General features: G+C 70.7%; 22 protein-coding genes, 1 tRNA gene and 2 pseudogenes. 13 read left to right on the top strand and 12 right to left on the bottom strand.

Annotated elements, in window-relative coordinates; genetic code table 11:
- Nucleotides 1–13: 13 nt before the first annotated feature.
- Nucleotides 14–1,609, bottom strand: coding sequence for a TIGR02677 family protein (locus AB0881_RS04455; protein ID WP_366614128.1), 1,596 nt, complete (start codon nucleotides 1,607–1,609; stop codon nucleotides 14–16).
- A 339-nt stretch (nucleotides 1,610–1,948) separates the two neighbouring features.
- Between AB0881_RS04455 and AB0881_RS04460 the strand changes: the two genes are divergently transcribed.
- From AB0881_RS04460 to AB0881_RS04470, 3 genes are all read left to right on the top strand, one after another.
- Nucleotides 1,949–2,419, top strand: coding sequence for an Arm DNA-binding domain-containing protein (locus tag AB0881_RS04460; protein ID WP_366614130.1), 471 nt, complete (start codon nucleotides 1,949–1,951; stop codon nucleotides 2,417–2,419).
- A gap of 114 nt (nucleotides 2,420–2,533) precedes the next feature.
- On the top strand, nucleotides 2,534–2,827 hold the full coding sequence (locus AB0881_RS04465) for a hypothetical protein (protein WP_366614131.1): 294 nt from the start codon (nucleotides 2,534–2,536) through the stop codon (nucleotides 2,825–2,827).
- Entirely contained in the window at nucleotides 2,824–3,357 is a 534-nt protein-coding gene (locus tag AB0881_RS04470) for a tyrosine-type recombinase/integrase (protein WP_366614133.1), read from the top strand. The genes AB0881_RS04465 and AB0881_RS04470 overlap by 4 nt, the downstream gene beginning before the upstream one ends.
- A gap of 573 nt (nucleotides 3,358–3,930) precedes the next feature.
- On the opposite strand, the gene AB0881_RS04475 is transcribed toward AB0881_RS04470, so the two are convergent.
- Nucleotides 3,931–4,266 (bottom strand): hypothetical protein, encoded by a 336-nt coding sequence (locus tag AB0881_RS04475; RefSeq protein WP_366614135.1) that lies wholly within the window; start codon nucleotides 4,264–4,266, stop codon nucleotides 3,931–3,933.
- 317 nt (nucleotides 4,267–4,583) lie between these two features.
- Between AB0881_RS04475 and AB0881_RS04480 the strand changes: the two genes are divergently transcribed.
- Both AB0881_RS04480 and AB0881_RS04485 read left to right on the top strand, forming a co-directional pair.
- A complete protein-coding gene (locus AB0881_RS04480; protein WP_366614137.1) occupies nucleotides 4,584–4,889 on the top strand; it encodes a hypothetical protein in 306 nt (101 codons plus the stop codon).
- A gap of 292 nt (nucleotides 4,890–5,181) precedes the next feature.
- Nucleotides 5,182–6,074, top strand: a pseudogene (locus tag AB0881_RS04485) (Tn3 family transposase).
- 36 nt (nucleotides 6,075–6,110) lie between these two features.
- Here the strand turns inward: AB0881_RS04485 and AB0881_RS04490 are convergent.
- On the bottom strand, nucleotides 6,111–6,887 hold the full coding sequence (locus AB0881_RS04490) for a DUF4097 family beta strand repeat-containing protein (protein ID WP_366614139.1): 777 nt from the start codon (nucleotides 6,885–6,887) through the stop codon (nucleotides 6,111–6,113).
- A 60-nt stretch (nucleotides 6,888–6,947) separates the two neighbouring features.
- On the opposite strand from AB0881_RS04490, the gene AB0881_RS04495 reads away from it, so the two are divergent.
- Complete coding sequence (locus AB0881_RS04495; RefSeq protein WP_366614141.1) at nucleotides 6,948–7,586, top strand: helix-turn-helix domain-containing protein; 639 nt, start codon at nucleotides 6,948–6,950, stop codon at nucleotides 7,584–7,586.
- Between the two features lie 34 nt (nucleotides 7,587–7,620).
- Nucleotides 7,621–9,819 carry an MMPL family transporter gene (locus AB0881_RS04500; protein ID WP_366614143.1) on the top strand — a complete coding sequence of 733 codons (2,199 nt, stop codon included), beginning with the start codon at nucleotides 7,621–7,623 and terminating at the stop codon, nucleotides 9,817–9,819.
- 402 nt (nucleotides 9,820–10,221) lie between these two features.
- Here AB0881_RS04500 and AB0881_RS04505 read toward each other — a convergent pair whose 3' ends face one another.
- The 3 genes from AB0881_RS04505 to AB0881_RS04515 all read right to left on the bottom strand — a co-directional run bounded on the left by AB0881_RS04505 (nucleotide 10,222) and on the right by AB0881_RS04515 (nucleotide 11,986).
- Nucleotides 10,222–10,431 carry a hypothetical protein gene (locus AB0881_RS04505; RefSeq protein WP_366614145.1) on the bottom strand — a complete coding sequence of 70 codons (210 nt, stop codon included), beginning with the start codon at nucleotides 10,429–10,431 and terminating at the stop codon, nucleotides 10,222–10,224.
- 156 nt (nucleotides 10,432–10,587) lie between these two features.
- Entirely contained in the window at nucleotides 10,588–10,791 is a 204-nt protein-coding gene (locus AB0881_RS04510; protein WP_366614147.1) for a nitroreductase family protein, read from the bottom strand.
- A 163-nt stretch (nucleotides 10,792–10,954) separates the two neighbouring features.
- Nucleotides 10,955–11,986 carry an HlyD family efflux transporter periplasmic adaptor subunit gene (locus AB0881_RS04515; protein ID WP_366614149.1) on the bottom strand — a complete coding sequence of 344 codons (1,032 nt, stop codon included), beginning with the start codon at nucleotides 11,984–11,986 and terminating at the stop codon, nucleotides 10,955–10,957.
- A gap of 140 nt (nucleotides 11,987–12,126) precedes the next feature.
- Between AB0881_RS04515 and AB0881_RS04520 the strand changes: the two genes are divergently transcribed.
- From AB0881_RS04520 to AB0881_RS04540, 5 genes are all read left to right on the top strand, one after another.
- Entirely contained in the window at nucleotides 12,127–13,335 is a 1,209-nt protein-coding gene (locus tag AB0881_RS04520; protein WP_366614151.1) for an HlyD family efflux transporter periplasmic adaptor subunit, read from the top strand.
- Complete coding sequence (locus AB0881_RS04525) at nucleotides 13,332–14,072, top strand: ABC transporter ATP-binding protein (protein ID WP_366614152.1); 741 nt, start codon at nucleotides 13,332–13,334, stop codon at nucleotides 14,070–14,072. The genes AB0881_RS04520 and AB0881_RS04525 overlap by 4 nt, the downstream gene beginning before the upstream one ends.
- Nucleotides 14,069–15,352, top strand: a complete 1,284-nt coding sequence (locus AB0881_RS04530; protein ID WP_366614154.1) for an ABC transporter permease — start codon at nucleotides 14,069–14,071, stop codon at nucleotides 15,350–15,352. Before AB0881_RS04525 ends, AB0881_RS04530 begins: the two co-directional genes overlap by 4 nt.
- Nucleotides 15,353–15,395: 43 nt before the next feature.
- The gene (locus AB0881_RS04535) at nucleotides 15,396–15,977 is read left to right on the top strand and encodes a hypothetical protein (protein ID WP_366614156.1); all 582 of its coding nucleotides are present in this window, start codon (nucleotides 15,396–15,398) and stop codon (nucleotides 15,975–15,977) included.
- 398 nt (nucleotides 15,978–16,375) lie between these two features.
- Nucleotides 16,376–16,534 carry a hypothetical protein gene (locus AB0881_RS04540; protein WP_366614332.1) on the top strand — a complete coding sequence of 53 codons (159 nt, stop codon included), beginning with the start codon at nucleotides 16,376–16,378 and terminating at the stop codon, nucleotides 16,532–16,534.
- A 26-nt stretch (nucleotides 16,535–16,560) separates the two neighbouring features.
- On the opposite strand, the pseudogene AB0881_RS04545 reads toward AB0881_RS04540, so the two are convergent.
- Nucleotides 16,561–16,700, bottom strand: a pseudogene (locus AB0881_RS04545) (NUDIX hydrolase); the annotation flags it as partial.
- Nucleotides 16,701–16,921: 221 nt separating this feature from the next.
- Nucleotides 16,922–17,245: a hypothetical protein gene (locus tag AB0881_RS04550; RefSeq protein WP_366614326.1), complete on the bottom strand. Its 324-nt coding sequence runs from the start codon at nucleotides 17,243–17,245 to the stop codon at nucleotides 16,922–16,924.
- Nucleotides 17,246–17,345: 100 nt separating this feature from the next.
- Here AB0881_RS04550 and AB0881_RS04555 point away from each other — a divergent pair, with 100 nt between their 5' ends.
- Entirely contained in the window at nucleotides 17,346–18,764 is a 1,419-nt protein-coding gene (locus tag AB0881_RS04555; protein ID WP_366614158.1) for a tyrosine-type recombinase/integrase, read from the top strand.
- A gap of 299 nt (nucleotides 18,765–19,063) precedes the next feature.
- On the opposite strand, the gene AB0881_RS04560 is transcribed toward AB0881_RS04555, so the two are convergent.
- The 4 genes from AB0881_RS04560 to AB0881_RS04575 form a co-directional block, all read right to left on the bottom strand.
- A tRNA-Lys gene (locus tag AB0881_RS04560) sits at nucleotides 19,064–19,136 on the bottom strand.
- A gap of 79 nt (nucleotides 19,137–19,215) precedes the next feature.
- Complete coding sequence (locus AB0881_RS04565; RefSeq protein WP_366614160.1) at nucleotides 19,216–19,764, bottom strand: response regulator transcription factor; 549 nt, start codon at nucleotides 19,762–19,764, stop codon at nucleotides 19,216–19,218.
- A gap of 56 nt (nucleotides 19,765–19,820) precedes the next feature.
- Entirely contained in the window at nucleotides 19,821–20,777 is a 957-nt protein-coding gene (locus tag AB0881_RS04570) for a TIGR03557 family F420-dependent LLM class oxidoreductase (RefSeq protein WP_366614162.1), read from the bottom strand.
- A 24-nt stretch (nucleotides 20,778–20,801) separates the two neighbouring features.
- Complete coding sequence (locus tag AB0881_RS04575; protein WP_366614164.1) at nucleotides 20,802–22,121, bottom strand: MFS transporter; 1,320 nt, start codon at nucleotides 22,119–22,121, stop codon at nucleotides 20,802–20,804.
- Between the last annotated feature and the right edge of the window lie 8 nt (nucleotides 22,122–22,129).

Here is a 22,129-nt window from a genome sequence, read left to right on the forward strand (position 1 = left end):
GGCAGCGCGAGGCTCACCCACGACGCCCTCCCACCGGGCGACGCTTGACCGCAGGAGTGATCTCCAGGCTGAACCCGGGCAGATGCAGCAGCCCGCCAGGAATCTGGACCACCTCGCCGACCTCGGCGGGCCGCAGCCGCAGCGTTATGGTGTCGTCGCTGCCCGACCCACCCGACACCCGCCCGGAGATCACAGTCCGGGCCTCCAACGCCTTGGTCAACAGCCGGAACAACACCCGGGCTTCGGGCTCAGACAGCAGCCGGCCATGTGGGCCGGTTTCGGCAAGGCCCGCTGCCGCCTCGCGTTCAGCGGTGAACTCCTCCATCTGGCGGCGTCGAAGCTCCGCCCGCGCGCCAGTATCGGCGCGGACCGGCTGTGGGACCCCCGGGCCGGCGCTGCGCCCAGTACGGAAGACCGTGAGTGCCACCTCGACGCCTGGTGCGTCCCACCAGGTACGGTTCGCAGGAATCTGCTCCTCATCATCGTGCGCCCCGCCCAGATGCCGAGCGGAACTCAGGTTGAACGCCGCGGTGGCCAAGGCGTGGGCGGCGTCCTCATCGGGGACCGCTGCTATCCATGCGGCCAGGTGGCGCAACTCGGAGGAGCGGTTGACGCCGCTGCGGTTGGCCTCGGCCAACTGCCGCAGCAGCGCGATCACGGCCGACACCGCGGCCCGGGTCGCCGCCCGCAACTGCGCGACCCCCGATCCAGCCGCCACGGTGGTCGTCCCCTCCGAGACCGGCGCGGACCCCGGCGCGGGGGTGGTGAACCAGCCACGCAACGCCTCCCAGCGCCGCTCCCAATCGGCCAGCCGATCAGCGCGGCTGAGAAACGGACGGTCGTCGGCCTCGGCCGCGCGGGCCAGCATCGTGGCGACGCCCGATGCCTGCACCTCACCAACCGCCGACTCCAAGCGCGGCAGGTAGCGGTCGAGCTCGGCCATGAAGTCGCTCATGTGTGACAGCAATGCGTTCTTATAGCGCAGAAACAGCTCTTGGGACGTCTCGTTCGAAGACACAATCTCACCCAGCGTCACATGGAACTGCGCGGAACGGCGGGACATGTCCTGCATCACGCCGTCCAACCTGGTCAGCCGCCGGTGGATCTGCTCACCATCGCCTACCCGGTTCGCCTCCGCCAAGGATCGCAGGTCATCAAGGATGTCGGAGAAGGCGAGCCGCGACAGGTTGGCGTCCCGAACCCGTACGGTCAGCAGATCCTCCAGCAGCGCGAACGCCCGGTACCCCAGCTCAGTGAACTGGTACACCGACTGCCGATTGCGGTACCGGGCCAGCGACCCCGCCCGCGAAACATCATCCAGCCGGTGCAGCACCCGATCGTCATCAGCGAGAGTGTCCAGACGCTGACGCAACGTCACGTCGTCCAGGAGCGGTACATCGCGGTAGTCGCTGCTGAACTCCTGCAGGACCGCCGCGACATCATCGACACCCACTTGGACCCGGTGGACGGCACGAAGCCGGTCAATCGCCCGCAAGATCCACAAATAGGCAAGGTGGTCGTCGCGCCTGACGAAATGCAGCAGCCGGAACCGATCACTGATCGCCAGCGCATCCAACCCAAGCGCGCGTTCACTCGTGGTCTCAGACATCTCGCAACAAGTATCATCCAAACGAATCCCGCGCCTTCCGTATGTCGCGGGAGAGGCCACGCTCCGGGGTCTTCCGTGGAACACAAGGGGTTCGCTGGAGGCCCTGATACCTGGAAGGGCGAGGGCTATGGCCACCGCCCACCGGGTGCGTCAGTCACGTCCCGCCGCAAGGTCTTCGGGTCTGCAATCCGTAGCCGGTGACGCCCTGTCATGTGCAGCTGGTGGATTCTGTGCGATGGCTTACATGCAGGGCCGGGCGGGTCCAATCGGCGGTAGATCCTTTGTCCGGGCTGAGTCATCTCACGAAGCGCGGGCCTGGCCGTGCCGTAGGCATCGTCGATGATATTCACCAAGAGTGCCGGAGGCGTGTACCGGCGGTGCGGCTGCATCGACCCGCAGTCGGGAAGCCCCTGGGGGAGTGCGTGTCCGAAGCTGTCTCATGGTGGTCGGCACGGTAGCTGGTACATCGGGCTGGAGTTGCCGCCTGGCCCGGATGGCCGCCGTCGGCGGGTGCGTCGTGGCGGCTTCCCGACGCGCAAGGCGGCCGAGGAGGCGTTGGCGCAGCTACGGATGCCGGGTCACGGCGAGACCGGCCCCGGGATGGTGACGGTGGGGGAGTGGCTGGGGCAACCCGTACCCGCGCTTCGTCCACCGTTCGCGGGTACGCCAGCCACGTCCGCCTCTACCTGGCCCCGTACCTGGGCACGATTCTCCTCGCAGAGTTGTCGGTCGCTCAGGTGCAGGCGATGTTCACTGCGATCGTCCGCCAGCACGAGGCCGAGGGAAAGCCGGTCACTCCGGCCACGCTGAACCGGATCCGGGCCACCCTGCGCACGGCGCTGAACGCTGCCATTCGGCAAGGGCTGATCACCGATAAACGCCGCCGCCCGCGCCGAACTGCCGGGTACGTGGCGTCCCCGCGCGGTGGTGTGGACCGCCGCCCGGGTCGAGCACTGGCAGCGGACGGGAGAGCGGCCGCCGGTGGCGGTGTGGACCGCGGCGCAGACCGCCGAGTTCCTGCACGCGATCCGCAATCACCGGCTGTATGCGGCCTTCCATCTGATCGCGCTGCGCGGGCTCCGGCGTGGGGAGGCGGCCGGGCTGCGCTGGTGCGACATCGACCTGGACGAGGGCGTCGCGGTCATCTCCCAGCAACTGCAGCAGTACGACGGCTACCTGACGGTGTGCCCGCCTAGACCGCCCGCAGCGCCCGGGTGATCGCCCTGGACCGCACCACCGTCGCCGCGCTGGGTGCACACCGGGACCGTCAACGCAGTGAACGGCGCCTACACGGCGAGAGCTATAGCGAATCCGGGTACGTGTTCACCAGCACCAACGGCGATCCCATGGCCCCAGACCGGCTGACCCGGACCTTCGGCAAGCTCATCGGAGAGCACGGTCTCCCACCGATCCGGCTGCACGACCTACGGCACGGCGCGGCCACCCTCGCCCTGGCGGCTGGGGTGGAGTTGAAGGTGGTCCAGGAAATGCTCGGGCACTCCAGCATCGTGCTCACTGCCGACACCTACACCTCCGTCCTTCCTGAGGTTGCCCACAAAGCGGCCGAGAAGACCGCCGCCCACGTCCTCAAAGCCGGCCGACTCGTACCGGGAACCAAACGCACGCGCCGCCGGGCATCAACCTCCAAGAAGCGACGCGGACGCAAGAGCCGCGCCGACCGGAGAGTGCGGACCGGCCGGTCGAGCGCGCATCCGAACCGCCAGATCGGGCGTCCGCAAAGACGCTGAGCCGCACCGCTGTCGGCCAGCGAGGGCTGGTTCGAAACGTATGACCAGAGCCTTCACGGCTCCTCCTGTCGCTGATCCTTCGATGTGGAAAGGACAACTGAATATCATCCGGCGTGGCGAGTCGAAGGGGTCCACGCGCGATGCTGCATGCCCGCGTGCCGGGCGCTGGGGGTCACAAAGCGGGCTGAGGACATCTCACCGTAAATGCATGCATAGGAGCGGGCTCAGGTTGGCCTCAGTGCGGCCCCATACGACGAGAGCGACGACTCCCCTTAGGGATATCGTCGCTGGTCAGGGCGGGTGCGCCGTCAGGGACTTGAACCCCGAACCCGCGGATTAAGAGTCGACTGCTCTCGCATCAGATCAGTGCTCTCGCTGCCAAATGCTACCACCTTGTCCGCATCCAGCACCACATGCGTGCCAGCCCGTGTCGCCGCCTACCGTCCCGTGCCGGTGCCCCCGAGCGAATAACGAGCGAACATGGAGGACCCAGGACGTGCCCGTGGGGCGGTTGGTCATGTCCACCGAACCTGCAGGTTGAAGCTGGTGACGCAGTATTCGGCACCCGCTCGGTCACCCCATCATTGGAGTCAGCGCCGAGTAACTCGGCGCGTCTTGCCAGCCCCGGGTGTCCCCACCTCGATCGGAGACCGTCGTGAAGAACAGCGTGTTGTGGCGAGTTGTCGACAATGACAGTGGTGCCGAGGCCGTCGTCAGTACGCCGGCCGAGGCGGTCGCGTTCATCAACAGCCGGTTCGACACCGATGAGAACGACGAGCCGTTCAGCATCACCGAGGTCGGTCCCTTTGTCCCGAAGCCGCTCGGCGTCATCACCGCGTGGGCGGCCAAACAGGACGACGGGCGGACCGATGGGCGAACTGCACCGATCACGATCAGGTGGGTGTTCATGCTGCGCGAGCGGGTCCTGCTGCCGGGGGTCACAGTGCTGACCCGGCCGGTCGGCGATGTCCGCCGGGCCGAGAACGTGCGGCTTTATGAGCTGCTGGCGGAGCGGACGCCTGCGCAGACGGCGGCGGCGCTGCGGGGCCTGCTGCAGGTCCCCGCTGATCGGCGGGTGTCAGAGCTGGAGCGGCTGCGGACGGCGCCGGTGAAGGCCTCAGGGCGGGTGCTGGTGCGGGAGCTGGACCGGGTGGCCGAGATCGCCGGGCTGGGCGCCGGGCGGGTGGAGGTGGCCCCGGTGCCGGCGGCGCGGCTGGCGGCGCTGGATGGCGTCCAAGGCGCCGACGCTGCGGGATCTGGAGCCTGCGCGGCAGACCGCGACGCTGCTGGCCACGGTCGCGCGGGCCGAGCGGGCGGGCCGGGCCGAGCAGTTGCGGACGCTGCCGAGGATGCGGTCGGCGGCGCGGGAGGTGGCCTCGGCGATGGAGATCTTGATGGGCGCCCCGCAGGCCACCGGCGACCGGCTGGTCGCGCTGGCGGAGGTGTGGAACGAGATCGAGCGGGTGGTGCCGCGCGAGAAGCTGGCGGCGGCGGTGGCTCACGATCGCGGCGTTCGTGCCGCAGACCGATGACGATGCCGCGGCGGCGTGGCGGGCCGAGCTGGTCAAGCGGTACCGGACGGTGCAGCAGTTCATCGAGCCGCTGCTTCAGGTCATTAGCTTTCGGGCGGTGGAGGCCGGGCGGCCGGTGCTGGCGATGGTGAACTTGGCGGCGAAGCTGGCCAAGACGCGCCGCGCCTGCGCCCGGGCCGACGTCGCCGAGCACGAGGACCTGGTGGTCGGGTCGTGGCGGCGGCTGGTGTTCGCCAACCCCGACCTGCCCGCGGGTCAGGTGGACAAGGCGGCGTTCACGCTGTGCGCGGTGATGCACCTGCACGCCGCGCTGCGCCGCCGGGACGTGTTCGCCGCCGGCGCCGACCGGTGGAGCGACCCGCGCGCCCGCTCGCTGGAAGGCGCGGGCTGGGATGCGGCACGGCCGGGTGTGCTGGCGGCGCTGGAACTGAAGACCGAGCCGGCCGGGCATCTGGCCGAACTCGCCAGCGCGCTGGACGGCGCCTACACCGGGGTGCTGGACGGCCTCGGCGGCAACACTGCGGTGCAGTTCTCCCCGCGAATCGCCGACCTGGCCGACACCCGGCTGTGGCGCACCAACACCCGCACCACCTACGGGCCCCTGGACCACATGTCCCGGCACACCGTCCGCCTGGACCGCATCCGCGCCCACTGGCCCGACATGCTGCGGGTGGCCGGCTCGCTCACGCACGGCACGGTCCGCGCCTACGACCTGATCCGGATGCTGTCGCGCGAGGGCCGCCCCACCGGCCTGGGCGACGCATTCGCCCACTAGGGCCGGTCTTCAAGACCCTGCACCTGCTGCAGTTCATGTCCGATGACGGCTACCGGCGCATGATCGGCACCCAGCTCAACGTGCAGGAGGCCCGGCACCGCCTGGCGCGCCGGATCGCGTTCGGCAACCGCGGGCAGCTCTACCGCGAGGGGATGGAGGACCAGCTCGGCGCGCTCGGCGTGGCGCCCAACGCGGTGGTGTGGTGGAACAGCCTGTACCTGGACGCCGCGGTCAAGCGGCTGCGCGCCGACGGCTTCGGCGTCACCGATGAGATGTGCGCGCGGCTGTCGCCGATCTCCTTCGAGCACATCAACTTCCTGGGCCGCTACGCCTTCACCCGCACCGACCCGGCGGACGGGCTGCGGCCCTTCCACGCCCCCGGAGGGGGCGACTCGCCGGTTGTGGTGTGAGTCGCGTCGGTCGACGCTGGCCGTCCAGGGCGAGGGTCAGCCGCTTGCCGCAGCGGTCAGGGTGATCGCTCCGCTGTCGGTGCGGGCGGTGATCGATCGTGGGGCGGTGGCGTCCTGGGGGATGTCAGCGCGGACGTCGCCGCTGTCGGTGGTGGTGGTGACCTTGTAGGCGGTGCGCGGGACGGTGATGTCGACTTCGCCGTTCTCGGTCGTCACCGCCACCTGCCGTGGCGCGGCGGCGAAGGCGAGGGTGACCTGGCCGTTCTGCGTGGTGGCGGAGACGCGCTCTGCACGGGTGGAGGCGGAGCGCACCTCGCCGTTCTCGGTGCGCAGGTCGAGGGGGCCGGTGGCATCGGTGACCGTGATCGTGCCGTTGGCGGTGCGGATGCCGAGCGCGGCGCTGAGGCCGGTGGCCGAGACCCGTCCGTTGTCGCCCTCGATGTTCAGGGCGAGGCTGCGGGGGACGAGGACCTGGTAGCGCACGGCGCAGCCGCCGATCAGGGCGCCGCAGTCGGTGGCCAGGGTGAGCCGGTCGCCGGTGAGCTTCCAGGTCGCGGTCGGGTCGCCGCCGATGAGTGCCCATCGGTCGAACCGGCGGGTGATCTGGACCTCGTCCACGTCGGCGGGCCGGATGTCCAGATCGCCCGAGTCCTTGACGATCGTGAGGCGGTCGCCGACCGGGCCGAAGGAGCGGCTCTCCGGCCGGGCGTCGTCGGCCGAGGCGCCGCAGCCGGCGAGGGCCGCCAGCACGATCAGTGCCGCGGTGGCCAGCGGCGCCGAGCGACGAAATCGGCGGCGGAGTGAGGTGGTCAACGGGCCTCCCCAATTGGATACTTAACGTACTGAATACTTTCAGTATGCTACGGTCCGGTCATGACCGACAACTCCACTGACAGGCCGGGGCCCGCGAGGCGGGTCCCGCGCGAGGAGGTCCGGCGACGGCTGCTGGCCGAGGCGGTGCGGGTGTTCACCGAACGCGGCTACGACGACGCCCGGATCGAGGACATCGCCCACGCCGCCGGCTTCACCAAGGGCGCCGTCTACTCCAACTTCGGCGGCAAGCAGGAACTGTTCGGCGCCGTCCTGAGCCAGGGCGCCCAAGGCGAACTGGCCACCATGACCGCCGAGATCAACGGCACCGCCGACGCCGGCGCGGTGATAGCACGGGTCGCCGAGCTGATCACCGCCCGGATCACCGGCGATACCGGGCACGGCCAGCTCGGCCTGGAGTTCGCCGCCCGCGCGGCTCGCGACGAGAAGATCCGGGCCGTGCTGTCTCCGATGCGCCGCGCGCAGCGCGACACCGCTGCCCGCGCCGTCGCCGACGCGGCCGCCCGCACCGGCACCGACCCGGCCGTCCCGCCGGAACTGGCCGGGCTGATCCTGCACTGCCTCACCAACGGCCTGGTCAACGAGCACCTCACCGACCCCGAGGCCGTCACCGCCGATGTCATCGAGCAGGCGTTTAGCACCGTGCTGACCGCGCTGCTCCCCTCGTCCACCCGCGCCTGACACACCTGTACACGCACGTCTGAGAGGACCTTCGTTGGCGACCCTGCTCTACCGGCTCGGGCGGACCGCGTTCCGCCACCGCCTGCGCTTCGTAGTCGGCTGGCTGGTCCTGCTGGTGCTGGCCGGGGGCGGTTTTGCCGCCTTCGGCTCCCACCTGGACAGCGAGGCCACCATCCCCGGCTCGCAATCGCAGCAGGGCATCGACCTGCTGGAACGTTCCCTGCCGGAGGCGACCGGCGTCACCGCGCAGCTGGTGTTCGCCGCACCGCCCGGCGCCACCGTCGACGCCCCGGCCCACCGCGACCGCATCCAGAACGCGGTCCGGCAGGCGGGTACGGCGCCGCAGGTCGCCGAGGCCACCGACCCGTTCGAAACCGGAACCATCTCGGTCGACCGCCGCACCGCGCTCGCCCAGGTGCTGTATCCGATCAAGCGGGACGTGCTGGACGATGCCAGCGTCACCGCGCTGGAGGACATCGCCGCCGCGGCCCGCGCGAACGGTATGCGCGCCGAGGTTGGCGGGTCGGTCTACAGCACCGCCGGCATGCACGCGGGCATCGGCGAGGTCATCGGGGTCGCCGTCGCCGTGATCGTGCTGGTGGTCACCTTCGGATCGCTGCTGGCCGCCGGGCTGACCCTGGTCACCGCGATCACCGGGCTGGTCATCGGGCTGCTGGGATTGCTGCTGGCCTCCAACCTCGCCACGATCTCCGACACCGCACCCAGCCTGGCGCTGATGGTCGGCTTGGCCGTGGGCATCGACTACGCGCTGTTCATCGGCTCCCGGCACCGTGCCCAGCTCACCGACGGGATGGCCGCCGAAGAATCGGCGGCGCGTGCCGTGGCCACCGCGGGCGGCGCCGTCGTCTTCGCCGGCCTGACGGTGATCATCGCGCTGGCCGGGTTGAGCGTGGTCGGCATCCCGTTCCTGACCGTCATGGGCCTGGCCGCCGCACTGACCGTGCTGATGGCCGTGGCAGCCGCCATCACCCTGCTGCCCGCCCTGCTCGGCCTGGCCGGCGACCGCCTGCGCCCCCGCCCCGGATCACGCGCCGCCCGTCCCGAACGTGCCGGGGCGGGCGGGCTGCGCTGGGCCCGCCTGGTCACCCGCCGCCCGCTGCTCACCATCCCGGCCGTGCTGCTGGCCCTGGGCGCGATGGCGCTCCCGGCGCTCAAGCTGGAGCTGGCGATGCCCGACAACGGCACCGCCGACCCCGCCTCCACCCAGCGCAAGGCCTACGACCTGATCTCCACCGCCTTCGGCCCGGGCAGCAACGGCCGGCTGCTGATCCTGGTCCACACCCCCCGCGGCGGCGACCCCGAACGAGCCGCCGCCCAGGTCGGGAACGGACTCGACCTGCCCGGCGTGGTGTCGATCAGCGACCCCGAACCCGGCACCGACGGCCGCACCGCCGTCCTCAACCTCGTCCCCGAACAGGGCCCGCGCACCCCGGCCACCCAGCGGCTCGTCCGCGACATCCGCGCCCGCATCCCCGCCCTCGGCAATGCCGCCGGCGCCGAGGTCCTGGTCACCGGCTCCACGCCCGCCGCCATCGATGTCTCCGACCGGCTCGGCGACTCGCTGGTGCCCTTCACCGCGATCGTGGTCGGGCTCTCGCTGCTGCTGTTGCTGCTGGTCTTCCGCTCGGTCCTGGTGCCGGTCAAGGCCGCGGCCGGGTTCCTGCTGTCGGCCGGCGCCGCGTTCGGCACCGTCGTCGCGGTCTTCCAGTGGGGCTGGCTCGCCGAGATGTTCGGCGTCGCCACCACCGGACCGGTCTTCAGCTTCATGCCCATCGTCGTGATCGCCGTGCTGTTCGGCCTGGCGATGGACTACCAGGTCTTCCTGGTCTCACGAATTCGTGAGGAGTACGTCCACACCGGCCGCCCGCGCGAGGCCGTGCTGACCGGCGCGCGGCACGCCACCCGCGTCATCACCGCCGCCGCCCTCATCATGTTCGCCGTCTTCGCCGGCTTCGTCACCACCGACGACCTCACCCTCAAACCCATCGCCCTGGGCCTGGCCGCCGGCATCCTGGCCGACGCCTTCCTGGTCCGGATGACCCTCGTCCCCGCCATCCTCGCCCTCACCGGCCACGCCGCCTGGTGGCTGCCCAAGTGGCTGAACCGCTTCCTGCCCGACCTCGACATCGAAGGCGCCACCCTGCAAGACCCCCGCCACCCATACGCCCAAGACGTTGCACACGCCACCGAACCGGTGGAGCCCTCCAGGTGACCACCTGCCCAGCCCGCCACGTGGCGGGCTGGGCAAAACAGGGGTCCCCGTAGTAGTCGGGAGAGATCGGGCGAATATGGGACCGGGGGTTGTGACACAGAACTCGCATTGCCTGTCACGCTGACCGGCAGCAGCTCGCGTCCGCCCACCTCGCTGTCCGCCGCGGCGCAGGCGACTCGGCAACGTTATGTGTCACACCGGCATGCGGAGGTCCCCGGTGCCCGTCATCGCCTTCCCCGGCCGCCCGAACCCGTCCGGCGCCGTTACCCTCGCGGCCACCGTCGACCGCTACCTGGACCAGATCCCCACCGCCACCACCCGCGCCAGCTACGACGACACCCTCGCCCGCCTCATCGACGTCATCGGCGGCGCGGCCCCAGTCGCCGACCTGGCCCCCGAGGACTACGCCGCGGTGATGGACCACTGGAACGGCGCGGCCGCGGCCGCCTGTCCCACCCCCGCGCCGAACACCTGTTCAAGACCGCCACCCGCGCCCTGGACCCGCACGGCAACGGCTGGCCACTCCACCAGTTGCGCCATTCGGCGCTGCAGCACCTCGCGGCCGCCGGCCGCACCGCCGCCGAACTCCAGGCCAAATCCCGCCACGCCCACCTGGCCAGCCTCGGTGCCTACGTCCGCCTCGGCGAACAGACCTCAGCCAAAGTCACCGCGGACACCGACCCCGCAGCCCGACGCCGCGCTCGCTAGAACGCATCTGGCCCCAGGTAGCCGCTACCGCTAATTTCTGCACTCACCCTCCTCGCGGGCCTACCCGCCGAGCAGGCTGAGCTCCCGCAGCGGGCCGCGGTCCTGGACGACGACGAACCTCCACGGCTGCCGGTTGCGCGCCGACCCGGTCCAGCGGGCCGCCTCCAGCATCCGCACGATCTCCGCCGCGGGCACCGGCCGGTCGTCGAACCAGCGGGTGGCCCGCAGCGACGACACCGGTGCTCGCAACGGCTCCTCCTCCATCCGCCCGATCCTAGGGACGGCTGGCACCGGCGGGCACGGCCGGGTGGCGCCGCGCGCGCGTCCCAGGTCACGCGGCCGCGTTTGACGCCCGCATCAGCTAACCGCTATCTAAGGGCTACCTCCCAGGAGCGGACTGGCGGTCGCGTGGAGCGCTCTGGAGTCGTCACGGGGCGACGGTGACGCTGGCGTTCATGCCGATCAGCAGGCCGTCCGGGGTGTCGTCGAAGGCGATCTTGACGCCGTAGCGGACCAGGTCGCCATCGGTCGTGGCGGCCGGATCAATATGCACCACGCTGCCGGTGTAGGTGCTGTCCGGCTGCACCGAGACGGTGATCTCCGCGCTCTGGCCGATCCGCAACCTGGCGACGTCGGTCTGGGAGAACATGCCCTCGACCTGGAGTTCGGACAGGTCTCCGAGGGTGATGAAACCGGTCGATCCGGCCCCGGAGACCTGGGTGCCGGTGGTGCCGTCGAGGGACAGGACGGTGCCGTCGATGGGCGCGGTGATCTTGGTTCCCTCCAGGGTGCGCCTGGCCTCCCTGACCGCGGTCTCGGCACGGGCCACGCGCGATTCAGTCTGGCCGCCTTGGCCGCTCTGGCTGGAACCCGTCCCGCCCTGGCCGTTGCAGGTGCCGCCGGGCGCGGGGGTGCGGCGGGGGGCGGGGGTGCGGCGGGGAGACTCGACCTGGGTCGGCGACGGCCGCGCCGAGCGCGTGGGGGGCGCCGTGGCCGTGGGCTGAGGAGAGGTCGTGCCGGGTGTGGATGTGGGCGCCGTCCTGCTGTAGCTCATGAGCTGGACGCAGTCGCCGGGGGCCGCTGCCGTGGGGTCTTCTCCCGCCTCGGCGGCTTCGAGTGCCGCCTCAGCGACCGCCAGCTGCTCGCGGGCCTCGGTGTCGTTCAGCCGCGCCAGCACCTGACCGGTCTTCACCCGGTCGCCGACACGGACCTGCACGTCGGTGACCGTGCCCGACGTTGCGAAGGCCAGGTCGCGCCGGTCGGCGCTCTGCACCGTCCCGGCCGCGGCCACGCCGTCGTCGGCCGGTATCCGGGTCTCCTTGCCGGTCGCCGCCGGGGTCGCCGCGCCGTCCGATACCGCCCACGGCCCCAGCGCCCCAAGGACGGCCAGCAGGGCGAGCGCCACCCAGACCGGGGTGGGGACGCGGCGTGACCACGCCGGCGGAACGAGTCGGTTCATGACAGTCGAGGATGCCGCAACCTGCGGCTATACCGGTCCGATGGGCACTGAGATCTGGATGAGAAGCGCCGCGCCTTCTCTCATGGTTTTCTCATCTGTCTCTCAGCACGTTCCAGTGCAGGTCGGCCAGCCTTCCTCAGGTGCATCCCAAGATCTCTCCGAGGCGCCTGCTGGTCAACGGCGGGCTCGCGGCCGTCCTGCTGGCGACCTGCGGTTACGCCTTCTTCGCGCTGTCCGATGAAGGGCAGGCCGCGCCGCAGTCGCGGACGGGCACCGTCGCGCGCGGAACGCTGCTGGCCACCGTCTCCGCCCCCGGCTCGGTGAGCAGCTCCAGGACGGCCGAGCTCGGCTTCGGCTCCTCCGGGACCGTGGAGGCCATCAACGTCGAGGTCGGCGACACCGTGTCCAAGGGGCAGGTCCTGGCCACTCTCGACGACACCGCCGCGCGGGACGCGGTCACCTCCGCCAAGGCCGCCCTGGACGCCGCGGCCGAGGGCGACACCTCGACAGCGTCCGGACGCTCCGCCCACCTCTCGGCCGAGGCCGAGTACAACGACGCCGTGCGGGCGCTCGCGGGCACCATGATCAAGGCTCCCTACGCCGGAACGATCACCGCCCTCAACGGCACCGTGGGCGGCCCGTCCGGTGGATCGGGCGGCTCGGGCGGCGGGTCCACGGGCACAGGGGGCGGGCAGGGCGGCACGGCCGAGGGCGGCGCGGCCGGGGGCAGCGCGGGCGGGGGCAGTTCGGGCTCCGCCGTCCAGGGGGGCTCCGCGTCGTCCTCCGGGTTCATGACGATCGCCGACACCGACCGACTGGAGATCACCTCCTCCTTCACCGAGGCCGACATCACCAAGGTCAAAAAGGGCGCGTCGGCCACGGTCACCTTCGACGCGCTGGCGAGCGAGTCGGCCTCCGGGAAGGTGACGTCGATCGACCAGACCCCCACGACCGAGAACAACGTCGTCCGCTACGGCGTGCACGTGGCGCTCACCGACAGCCCGGACGGCATCCGGCTCGGCCAGACCTCCCAGGTGCAGGTGACGGTCGGCCAGGCGGAGAACGTCCTGTACGTGCCCTCCGCCGCGGTGCGGACGGCGGGCGGGCGCAGCACGGTCACCGTCGTGCAGAACGGCGCGCAGGTCACCAAGGTCGTGCAGACCGGACTGAGCGGCGACCAGGGCACGGAGATCAAGTCGGGACTGACCGAGGGCGAGAGCGTCGTCATCACCACGACGACCGACACCGGTGGCGGCCAGGGCGGCGGCATGCGCCCCGGCGGCGGAGGCGGTCGGCCCGGCGGCGGGCCCGGCGGCGGGCTCGGCGGCGGCATGGGCGGCCGACCGTGACCGCCCCCGTCCTCGACGTGCGGGACGTCACCAAGGTGTACGGGCAGGGCGACACGTCCGTGTACGCCCTGCGGGGCGTGTCCCTCCAGGTGCACCGCGGCGACTACGTCGCATTCATGGGCACCTCGGGGTCCGGCAAGTCGACGCTGATGAACATCCTCGGATGCCTGGACGTGCCGACCGCAGGCCGGTACCTGCTCGACGGCACCGACGTCGGCACCCTGACGGAGGGACAGCTGGCGGTCCTGCGCAACCGCAGGCTCGGCTTCGTCTTCCAGTCCTTCAACCTGATCCCGCGAATGAGCGCCCTGGGCAACGTGGAGCTGCCCCTCGCATACGGCGGGGTCGGCACGTCCGAACGGCGGCGCCGGGCGCAGGCGGCCCTGCGGATGGTCGGGATCGGCGACCGCGGCCGGCACGAGCCCAACGAGCTGTCGGGCGGGCAGCAGCAGCGGGTCGCGATCGCGCGGGCCCTGGTCACCGCCCCGGCGCTGCTGCTTGCCGACGAGCCGACCGGCAACCTCGACACCGGTTCCACGGCGGACGTGCTGGCCATCATCGACCGGCTCAACGCGCAGGGTCGGACGGTCGTGCTCATCACCCATGAGAGCGACGTCGGCGCCCGCGCCAAACGGGTGATCAAGCTGGTGGACGGGCGGATCGTCGCCGATCAACGGAACGCGCCGCTGGACGGGCCGCCGCCCGCCCTGCTCGTCGACGGGAGCGTGCCCAGGTGAACCGCGACATCGTCGTGTTCGCGCTGCGCGGGCTGACGGCCAATAAGCTCCGCAGCGGGCTGACCACGCTCGGCATCCTGATCGGTGTCGCCGCCGTGATCCTGCTGGTCGCCGTCGGCAACGGGTCTGCACTGCAGATCCAGGAGAACATCGCCCGGCTCGGGTCCAACACGCTGACCGTCCGCCCGTCCACGACCGGTGGCGGACCGGGCGGCGGGGGCGGGCCGGGCGGATTCGCCGGGGCGCGCGGCGGGGGCGGGGCCGGGCAGCAGCAGGCCACCGGGCCGCGCGTGCAGGCCAAGGACCTGACGGTCGAGGACGCCGCGGCGCTGCAGGACCGATCCGCCGCCCCGTCGGTCAAGTCGGCGTCCCCGGTGGTCACGGCGCAGTCGGCCACGTCCGCTCACGAGGGCGCCAGCCATCCGGTCGGGCAGTTCGTCGGCAGCGTCCCGACGTACCTGGAGGCGACCGACCGGACGGTCGACTCCGGCGCGGCCTTCACCCAGGCGGACGTGGACCAAGGACGCAAGGTCGTGGTCATCGGACGGACGGTCGTGGACAACCTGTTCGGCACGGTCGACCCGCTCGGCAAACAGATCACCGTCAACGGGGTGCCGTTCACCGTGGTCGGGGTGCTCAAGGAGAAGGGCTCCTCCGGCATCCAGGACTCCGATGACATCGCCATCGCCCCGGTGACGGCCGTCCGGCAGAGCCTGACCGGCTTCGGCGGCATCGACCAGATCGTCGTCCAGGCGACCGGCACGGACACCACCGAGTCCGCCGGTGCCGAGGTCACCCAGATCCTCAACCAGCGGCACGGGATCACCCCCGGCGGGACGGCCGACTTCACGGTGCAGGACCAGGCGGCACTCCAGGAGACCGTGAGCGAGTCCAGCCGCACCTTCACGGTGCTGCTCGGTGCCGTCGCCGCCATCAGCCTGCTGGTCGGCGGCATCGGCATCACCAACATCATGCTCGTCAGCGTCACCGAGCGGACGCGGGAGATCGGCATCCGCAAGGCGATCGGGGCACCGCGGCGCGCCATCCTCGGCCAGTTCCTGACCGAGGCGACCGTGCTGAGCCTGCTGGGCGGGCTCGGCGGGGTCGTCGCCGGGATCATCGGCAGCCGGTTCACCATCGCCGGCGTGGACCCCGTGATCGTTCCGGAGTCGATCGCGCTGGCGGTGGGCGTGTCGGTCGGCATCGGCCTGTTCTTCGGTGGCTATCCCGCGAGCCGCGCCGCCGCCCTGCGCCCCATCGAGGCGCTCCGGCATGAATGACCCGACCTTCACCGACCCCGCTTCCATGGAATTGGAGGACCCCGTGGCACGCAAGCGCCCCCCTTCGGTGGCCGACGCCGTCCCCGCGCACGGCGACCACCCGGAGGACGTGCTGAGCACCTCCCCGTTCGAAAAGGACGTGCGATCCGCGCTTGCAGCAGCGCCCAAGGAACGATCCCGGCCGTCCGTGACCCTCGTCCTGATCTGCGGGTTGCTGCTGGCCGCGGGCTTCGCCAGCGGCATCGAAGCGAACAAGCACTGGGGCACGTCCGGCGAACCCTCCGGCGCACCCGCCGCGGGGAACGGCCGGGGCATGCCCGGTGGCGGTGGATCCGGCGGAGGCGGGCCGGGCGCGGGCGGACGGCAGGCGGCGCCCGGCCGCGGCGCGACGGTCGGCACCGTCAAGGTCGTCAGCCAGGGCACCCTCTACGTCCAGACCACGGACGGCTCGGTCGTCACCGTCGAAATTGGTGACGCCACCAAGGTCCAGGTCAGCCGGGTGGGCAAGGTGTCGGATCTGCAACCGGGCGCGGCGGTCACCGTTCAGGGAACGGGCGACGCGTCCGGCAAGGTCACCGCCACCACCATCACCCAAGGCGCTTCAGGCGCCCGCCCCGGCAACTAGACAACAGGAGAGGAAGGCACGGTATGTCCCGATCCATCTCATCGAGCCGCCTTGGTCTGCTCGCCGCGACGCTGGCGGCGGCGGTGGCACTCACGGGCTGCGGCGGCGGGAAGTCGCCCGACGCCTCTCCCTCCAACGCGGGTGGCGACGCCATGGAAGCGTACAGAGAGTGCCTGAAGAAGCAGGGCGTCGAGATGCCGGAGCGGCCTGAGGGGCAGCGGGGCGGGGCGCCCTCCGGGCAGCCTCCGCGGGAGCGGCCCTCCGGTGGCCCGGGTGGTCCCGGTGGCGGCATGGGGTCGATGTCGCCCGAGCGGCAGAAGGCGATGGAGGCCTGCGCGTCGGTGCGTCCCTCGGGCATGAACGGCCGGCCTGGTGGGCAAGGCGGGGGAGGTGCCGCGATGGTCGCCTTCAGGGACTGCATGAAGAAGAACGGCGCCACGGTCGCCGAGAACGCCCGCCCCGGCGCCCTTGAGACCAGCGACCCGAAGATCGCCAAGGCGCTGGAGGCCTGCCGCGCCCTGCTGCCCTCCCAGTCACCCGGCCCGTCCCCGTCCTGAACCCCCCCAGGCCGGGCGGCCCCGCGCAGCGCCCAGGTGCCGTTGTCAGTGCGGCGAATCAGCAACAGTTCCTCGGCCTCGTTGGTGGCAGCCACGTTCACCGACGGGACCAGCCGTTTGCCGCAGGCGCCGCGGGATCGTCGTAGTAGTCGATGCGACGCTTCATGTCCCCGCTGAACCGATGGGAGGTGGCCAGATCCGAGTGCATCATGGCGTTCTCCGGCATGCCAAGGCGGACGACTGCTGTGATGTTCCGATCGGATCGGGGCGTCGAAGTGACCGCTCGGCCCGAACGCTTGAATGCATGGACGTCACCGGCTGAGCCCGCACAGTCATAAGACGCGGGAGTGCTGCAGATCCCATGCCGGGCAAGTGGGGATGCCCACCTCAAGGGTGCAAACGAGGCGCACGACCGAGAGCCGGCCAGCACCTGAAAGCGGGGGGCCTGCCGCCGTGAGCTGCCTGGGAGACCGGTAGCGGCGTGACGGTGAGGGTCTGAGTCGGCATGTCGAGGTCGATCATGCCGCCACCCAGATCGCGGAGCTTCTTCCAAGCGGTGTATCCGGAGAGGATGGCCTTCTCCCAGTCCGCGCCGCGGTGGGCGGCGACTTCCTGGTGGCCGACCATGGAGCCGATGACGTCCAGGACTTCGTTGTCGATCCTGGTCGTGCCGTCCAGGACGTTATACCGGCTGGCGTAAGCGAAAACCAGCGCAGAGACTTGGAGTCCACCGGGTTCCGTTCACAGCAAGGAATCAGCGGCTTGCCGCGTTGAGCGTCCCCTCGCGCTCTTTGAGGTGTAGGTGTCGGCGGTGACGATTTCGACGAGTGCCGGTGGGGTGTACCGGCGTTGCGGCTGTCTGCACCCTAAGACCGGTAAACCCTGGGGCCGCTCCTGTCCGAGGCTCGTGCCTGGTCGGCGGCATGGCAGTTGGTACCTGCGCCTAGAGCTCCCCGCCGACCTGGATGGCCGCCGCAGGCGTATCCGCCGTGGCGGCTTCGCGTCCCGCAAGGCGGCCGAGGAGGCGCTGACCCGGCTCCGGACGCCCAGCGCGGGCGACGCGGGGTCGAGTTTGCTGACGGTGGGGGATTGGCTGTCGCACTGGATCGCGACCCGTAACCGAACCTCCTCAACGGTCCGCGGCTATACCAGTCACGTCCGTCTGTACCTGTCCCCGTACCTGGGCAAGCTCCTTCTCGCCGAGCTGTCGGTGGCGCATGTGCATGCGATGTTCACCGCGATCGCCCGGCACGGTGAGGCGCTGGGTAAGCCGATGTCGCCGGCGACGTTGAATCGGATCCGTGCGACCTTGCGGACGGCGCTCAACGCCGCCATCCGCCAGGGCCTGCTGCTCGACAATCCGGCGGCCCGGGTGGAGTTGCCGGGTGCGCGTCGTCCGCGGGCGGTGGTGTGGACCTCGGCGCGTGTCGAGCACTGGGAGAAGACCGGGGAGCGGCCGGCGGTGGCCGTGTGGACGGCGGCGCAGACCGCCGAGTTCCTGCACGCCATCGACGACCACCGCCTCTACGCCGCCTACCACCTGATCGCACTGCGCGGCCTGCGCCGCGGCGAGGCCGCCGGGCTGCGCTGGTGCGACGTCGACCTGGACGAGGGCGCTGCGGTCATCACCCAGCAACTGCAGCAGTATGACGGATACCTGACGGCGTGTCCGCCCAAGACCGCTCGCAGCGCTCGGGTGATTGCGCTGGACCGCACCACTGTGACCGCGCTTTGCGACCACAAAGATCGCCAACGCCAGGAGCGCACCCAGGGTGGCAAGCGTTACCGCGACAGCGGGTACGTCTTCACCTGCCTCAACGGTGACCCGATGGCTCCGGACCGGCTGACGCGCACCTTCAAGAAGCTGATCGCCGATCATGGGCTGCCGCCGATCCGGCTGCACGACCTGCGGCACGGAGCGGCCACCCTCGCCTTGGCGGCCGGTGTGGAGTTGAAGGTCGTGCAGGAGATGCTCGGCCATTCCAGCATCGTGCTCACCGCCGACACCTACACCTCCGTCCTTCCCGAGGTCGCCCACAAAGCGGCCGAAAAGACCGCCGCCCACGTCCTCAAAGCCGGCCGTCTCGTTCCGGGAACCAAACGCACCCGCCGCCGCGCATCAACCGCCAAGAAGCGACGCGGACGCAAAAACCGCGCCGACCGGAGAGTGCGGACCGGCCGGTCGAGCGCTCATCCGAACCGCCAGATCGGGCGTCCGCAAAGACGCTGAGCCGCACCGCCGCCGGCCGGTAAGCGTTGGTTCGAAACGTATGACCAGAGCCTTTACGGCTCCCCGTCACTGATTCTTCGATGTGGAAAGGACAACCGAACACCAGACGGCGTGACGATCCGATGGGGTCCACGCACGATGCTGCATGCCCCCGTACGGGACGCTGTACGACACAAATAGGGTCGAGAACGTTTCGCCGCAAATGCACGCATAGTGACGGGCGCAGGTTGGCCTCAGTTCGGCCCCATATGACGACAGCGACGAATCCCGTACGGGATGTCGTCGCTGGTCAGGGCGGGTGCGCCGTCAGGGACTTGAACCCCGAACCCGCGGATTAAGAGTCCGCTGCTCTGCCAATTGAGCTAACGGCGCTTGTCGGTCTGGGGGGCCGGTGGGGCCTCCCTGGCGACATGTAGAAGGTTAGCAGGAGGTCGGGAGCAGTGCGAATCGGTTAATCCTTGGCGGGGAGGGCGCTCATCAGGCCGCGCCAGAGGGCGATGGCGGTGGCGCGGGAGCTGACGCCCAGCTTGGCGTAGATGCGGTTGACGTGGTTCTTGACGGTCTTCTCGCTGAGGAAGAGCTGGCGGGCGATCTCGCCGTTGGAGCGGCCGGTGGCGATGAGGTCCATGACCTCGGCCTCGCGGGCGGAGAGGCCGTGGGAGACGCGGCTGGCGTCGCGGACGTTGCGGAGGAGGTCGATGGGGGTGAGGGAGGGCGGGAGGGTGCCGCAGGCGCCGTCGGGGGGCGGAATGTCGGTGGCGGTGAGGATGAAGACGCGGGCGATGGGGGTGAGGGCGGGGGTGAGGGACGAGGTGGGGGGTGTGAGGAGGGCTATGTCGGGATGGAGGCGCTCGGCGAGGGGGATCGCGTCGTGGCCGTCGGACTCGGCGACGATCTCGAGCTGGGGTTCGGCCGCCAGGCGTGTGATGACGGCGGCGCGGGCGTGGGGATCGGTGTCCACCACGAGGACGCGCAGGGGGGCCGTTTCGTCGACACTCATCCCGTCTCCGGTGGGGTGTCATTGTCGGTTGTAGGGTTCGGAGCATAACCGGCCGATCAACGGGAGCCAATGAGGCGACCGGCGAGTTCGGTGGCGTAGAAGTCGAAGAAGGCGTCGGGCGAGGTGCCGGCGTTCATCAGCGTGAGGTGGTCGTAGCCCGCGTCGATGTACAGGCGGGCGGCCTCCACGTGGCGGTCGGGGTCGGGGCCGCAGGGGAAGTTCTTCCTGATGTCGTCCTCGGTGACGAGGGCGGTGGCGGCCTCGAAGTTGATCGGGTTGGGGAGTTCGGCCTGGACCTTCCAGCCGGTCAGGCCGAAGCGCATGAGGTTGTGGGCGCAGGCCGCGCCGGACTGCTCGTCCTTGGCGTACGCGAGCGGGATCTCGCAGTAGCGGGGGCCTGAGCCGTTGTGGTTCTCGAAGGTCTGGACGACCTCGCGGCTCGGTTCGGTGGCGAAGAGGCCGTCCTGCGTGGCGGCGATCTTCGCGGAACGGTCGCCCGAGGCCGCGACGATGATGGGCGGGAGCTCGTCGGGGAGGTCGAAGACGCGGGCGTCCTCGAGGTCGAGGTGCTTGCCCTCGTACGAGTGGTAGCCGCCGGACCAGAGCAGGCGGATGATCTCCAGGGCCTCGCGGAGCATCTCGTGGCGGACGGTGACCGAGGGCCAGCCGCCGCCGACGACGTGCTCGTTGAGGCGCTCGCCGGAGCCGAGGCCGAGGGTGAAGCGGCCGTCGGACAGGATCGCGGTGGTGGCGGCGGCCTGAGCGATGATCGCCGGGTGGTACCGGATGAACGGGCAGGTCACGCCGGTGGCGAGGCCGATCGTGGAGGTGCGGGCGGCGATCGCGGCCAGCATGGACCAGGCGAAGCCGCTGTGGCCGTGGCTGTAGAGCCAGGGGTGGTAGTGGTCGCTGATCTCGACGAAGTCGAAACCGGCGTCCTCGGCCTTCTGGGCCTGGCGGACGATCTCCTTGGGGTCGTACGCCTCGGCGAAGAGTTTGTAGCCGATCTTCATGGTCGCCCTCCGGTGCGCTGGTGATCACGCTCCGTTATGCCCGAGGGGGCCGCCGGAAACATTCGCGGTGGTGCGGTGGCGGCCGAAGACGGCGAGGGCGGCGGCGCCCAGGAGGGCGATGGCGGCGGCGATGGCGAACATGCCGGACCAGCCGAGGCGGGATTCGACCAGGTAGCCGGTGGCGGCCGGGGCGATGATCGAGGCCGTGGTGGCGAACATCTGGACGGCGCCGGAGACCGAGCCGTACGTCGCCGCGGGCACCGCCTCACCGATGATCAGCCAGTACTGCGCCCCGGTGAAGTAGAGCAGGAAGACCACCACGGTCATCAGGGCGACGGCGCTGACCGTGTTGGTGACCAGGCCGAGGCAGCCGAAGAGGAGGCCGGTCGCGGCCAGGCACAGGACTACCGTCCAGCGGCGCGGGGCACTGGACCGGCCGGTACGGCGGACGAGCCAGTCGGTGAAGATCCCGCCCAGCGCGAGCCCGACGCAGCCGCCGATCCACGGTACGGCCGCGCCGAGGGCGAGCCCGTCGAGGTCGATGCCGCGCTCGTCCATGAGGTAGGTGGGGAACCAGTTGAGGAACGTCCAGAGGATCCACGCGTACCCGAAGAACGCGATCGCGGTGGCCCACACGGCGGGGAGGCGGAGCTGCCGCCACCAGGGGCCGGCGTCCTCGGCGGCCTTCTCCTCCTCGACGTCCTGGCGGATGTACGCGAGTTCGGCGGGGGAGACGCGGGGGTGCTCTTCGGGCGTGTCGCGGACGACGACGAACCAGCCGATCGCGAAGAAGATCCCGATCGCGCCGAAGATGATGAACGGGAGCCGCCAGTTGTCCTGGGTGGCCGACATGATCGCCACCACGACGGGGGTTCCGATCGCGCCGCCGAGCGGGGTGGCGGCGTTGGCGACGCCGACGGCCATGCCGAGTTCGCGCTTGGGGAACCAGTTGTGCATGACCTTCGCGGTCACGGTGGCCTGCGGCCCCTCGCCGCAGCCGAACAGCAGCCGGATGATCAGCAGGCTGACGAAGCCGATGCCGGCGGCGGTCAGCGCGGTGAACAGCGACCAGACGATCGCGGCCCAGCCCATCACCCGGCGCGGGCCGTACTTGTCCGCGAGCCAGCCGCCGATGAAGCCGAACGGGGAGTACGTGAACGCGAACGCCGCCAGGATCCAGCCGAACGCCGACTTCGAGATGCCGAGCTCCGACATGATCACGGGCGCGGCGACGCCGATGACGGCGCGGTCGGCGTAGTTCAGGGCGAGGATGACGAAGTCGGCGCCGAGGACGGCGAAGCGGGTGCGCGTACGGCGGCCCGCGGCGAGGAGGTCGGCTGTCACGGGGGGTC

Source organism: Spirillospora sp. NPDC029432, from assembly GCF_040703975.1.
GTDB lineage: Bacteria > Actinomycetota > Actinomycetes > Streptosporangiales > Streptosporangiaceae > Spirillospora.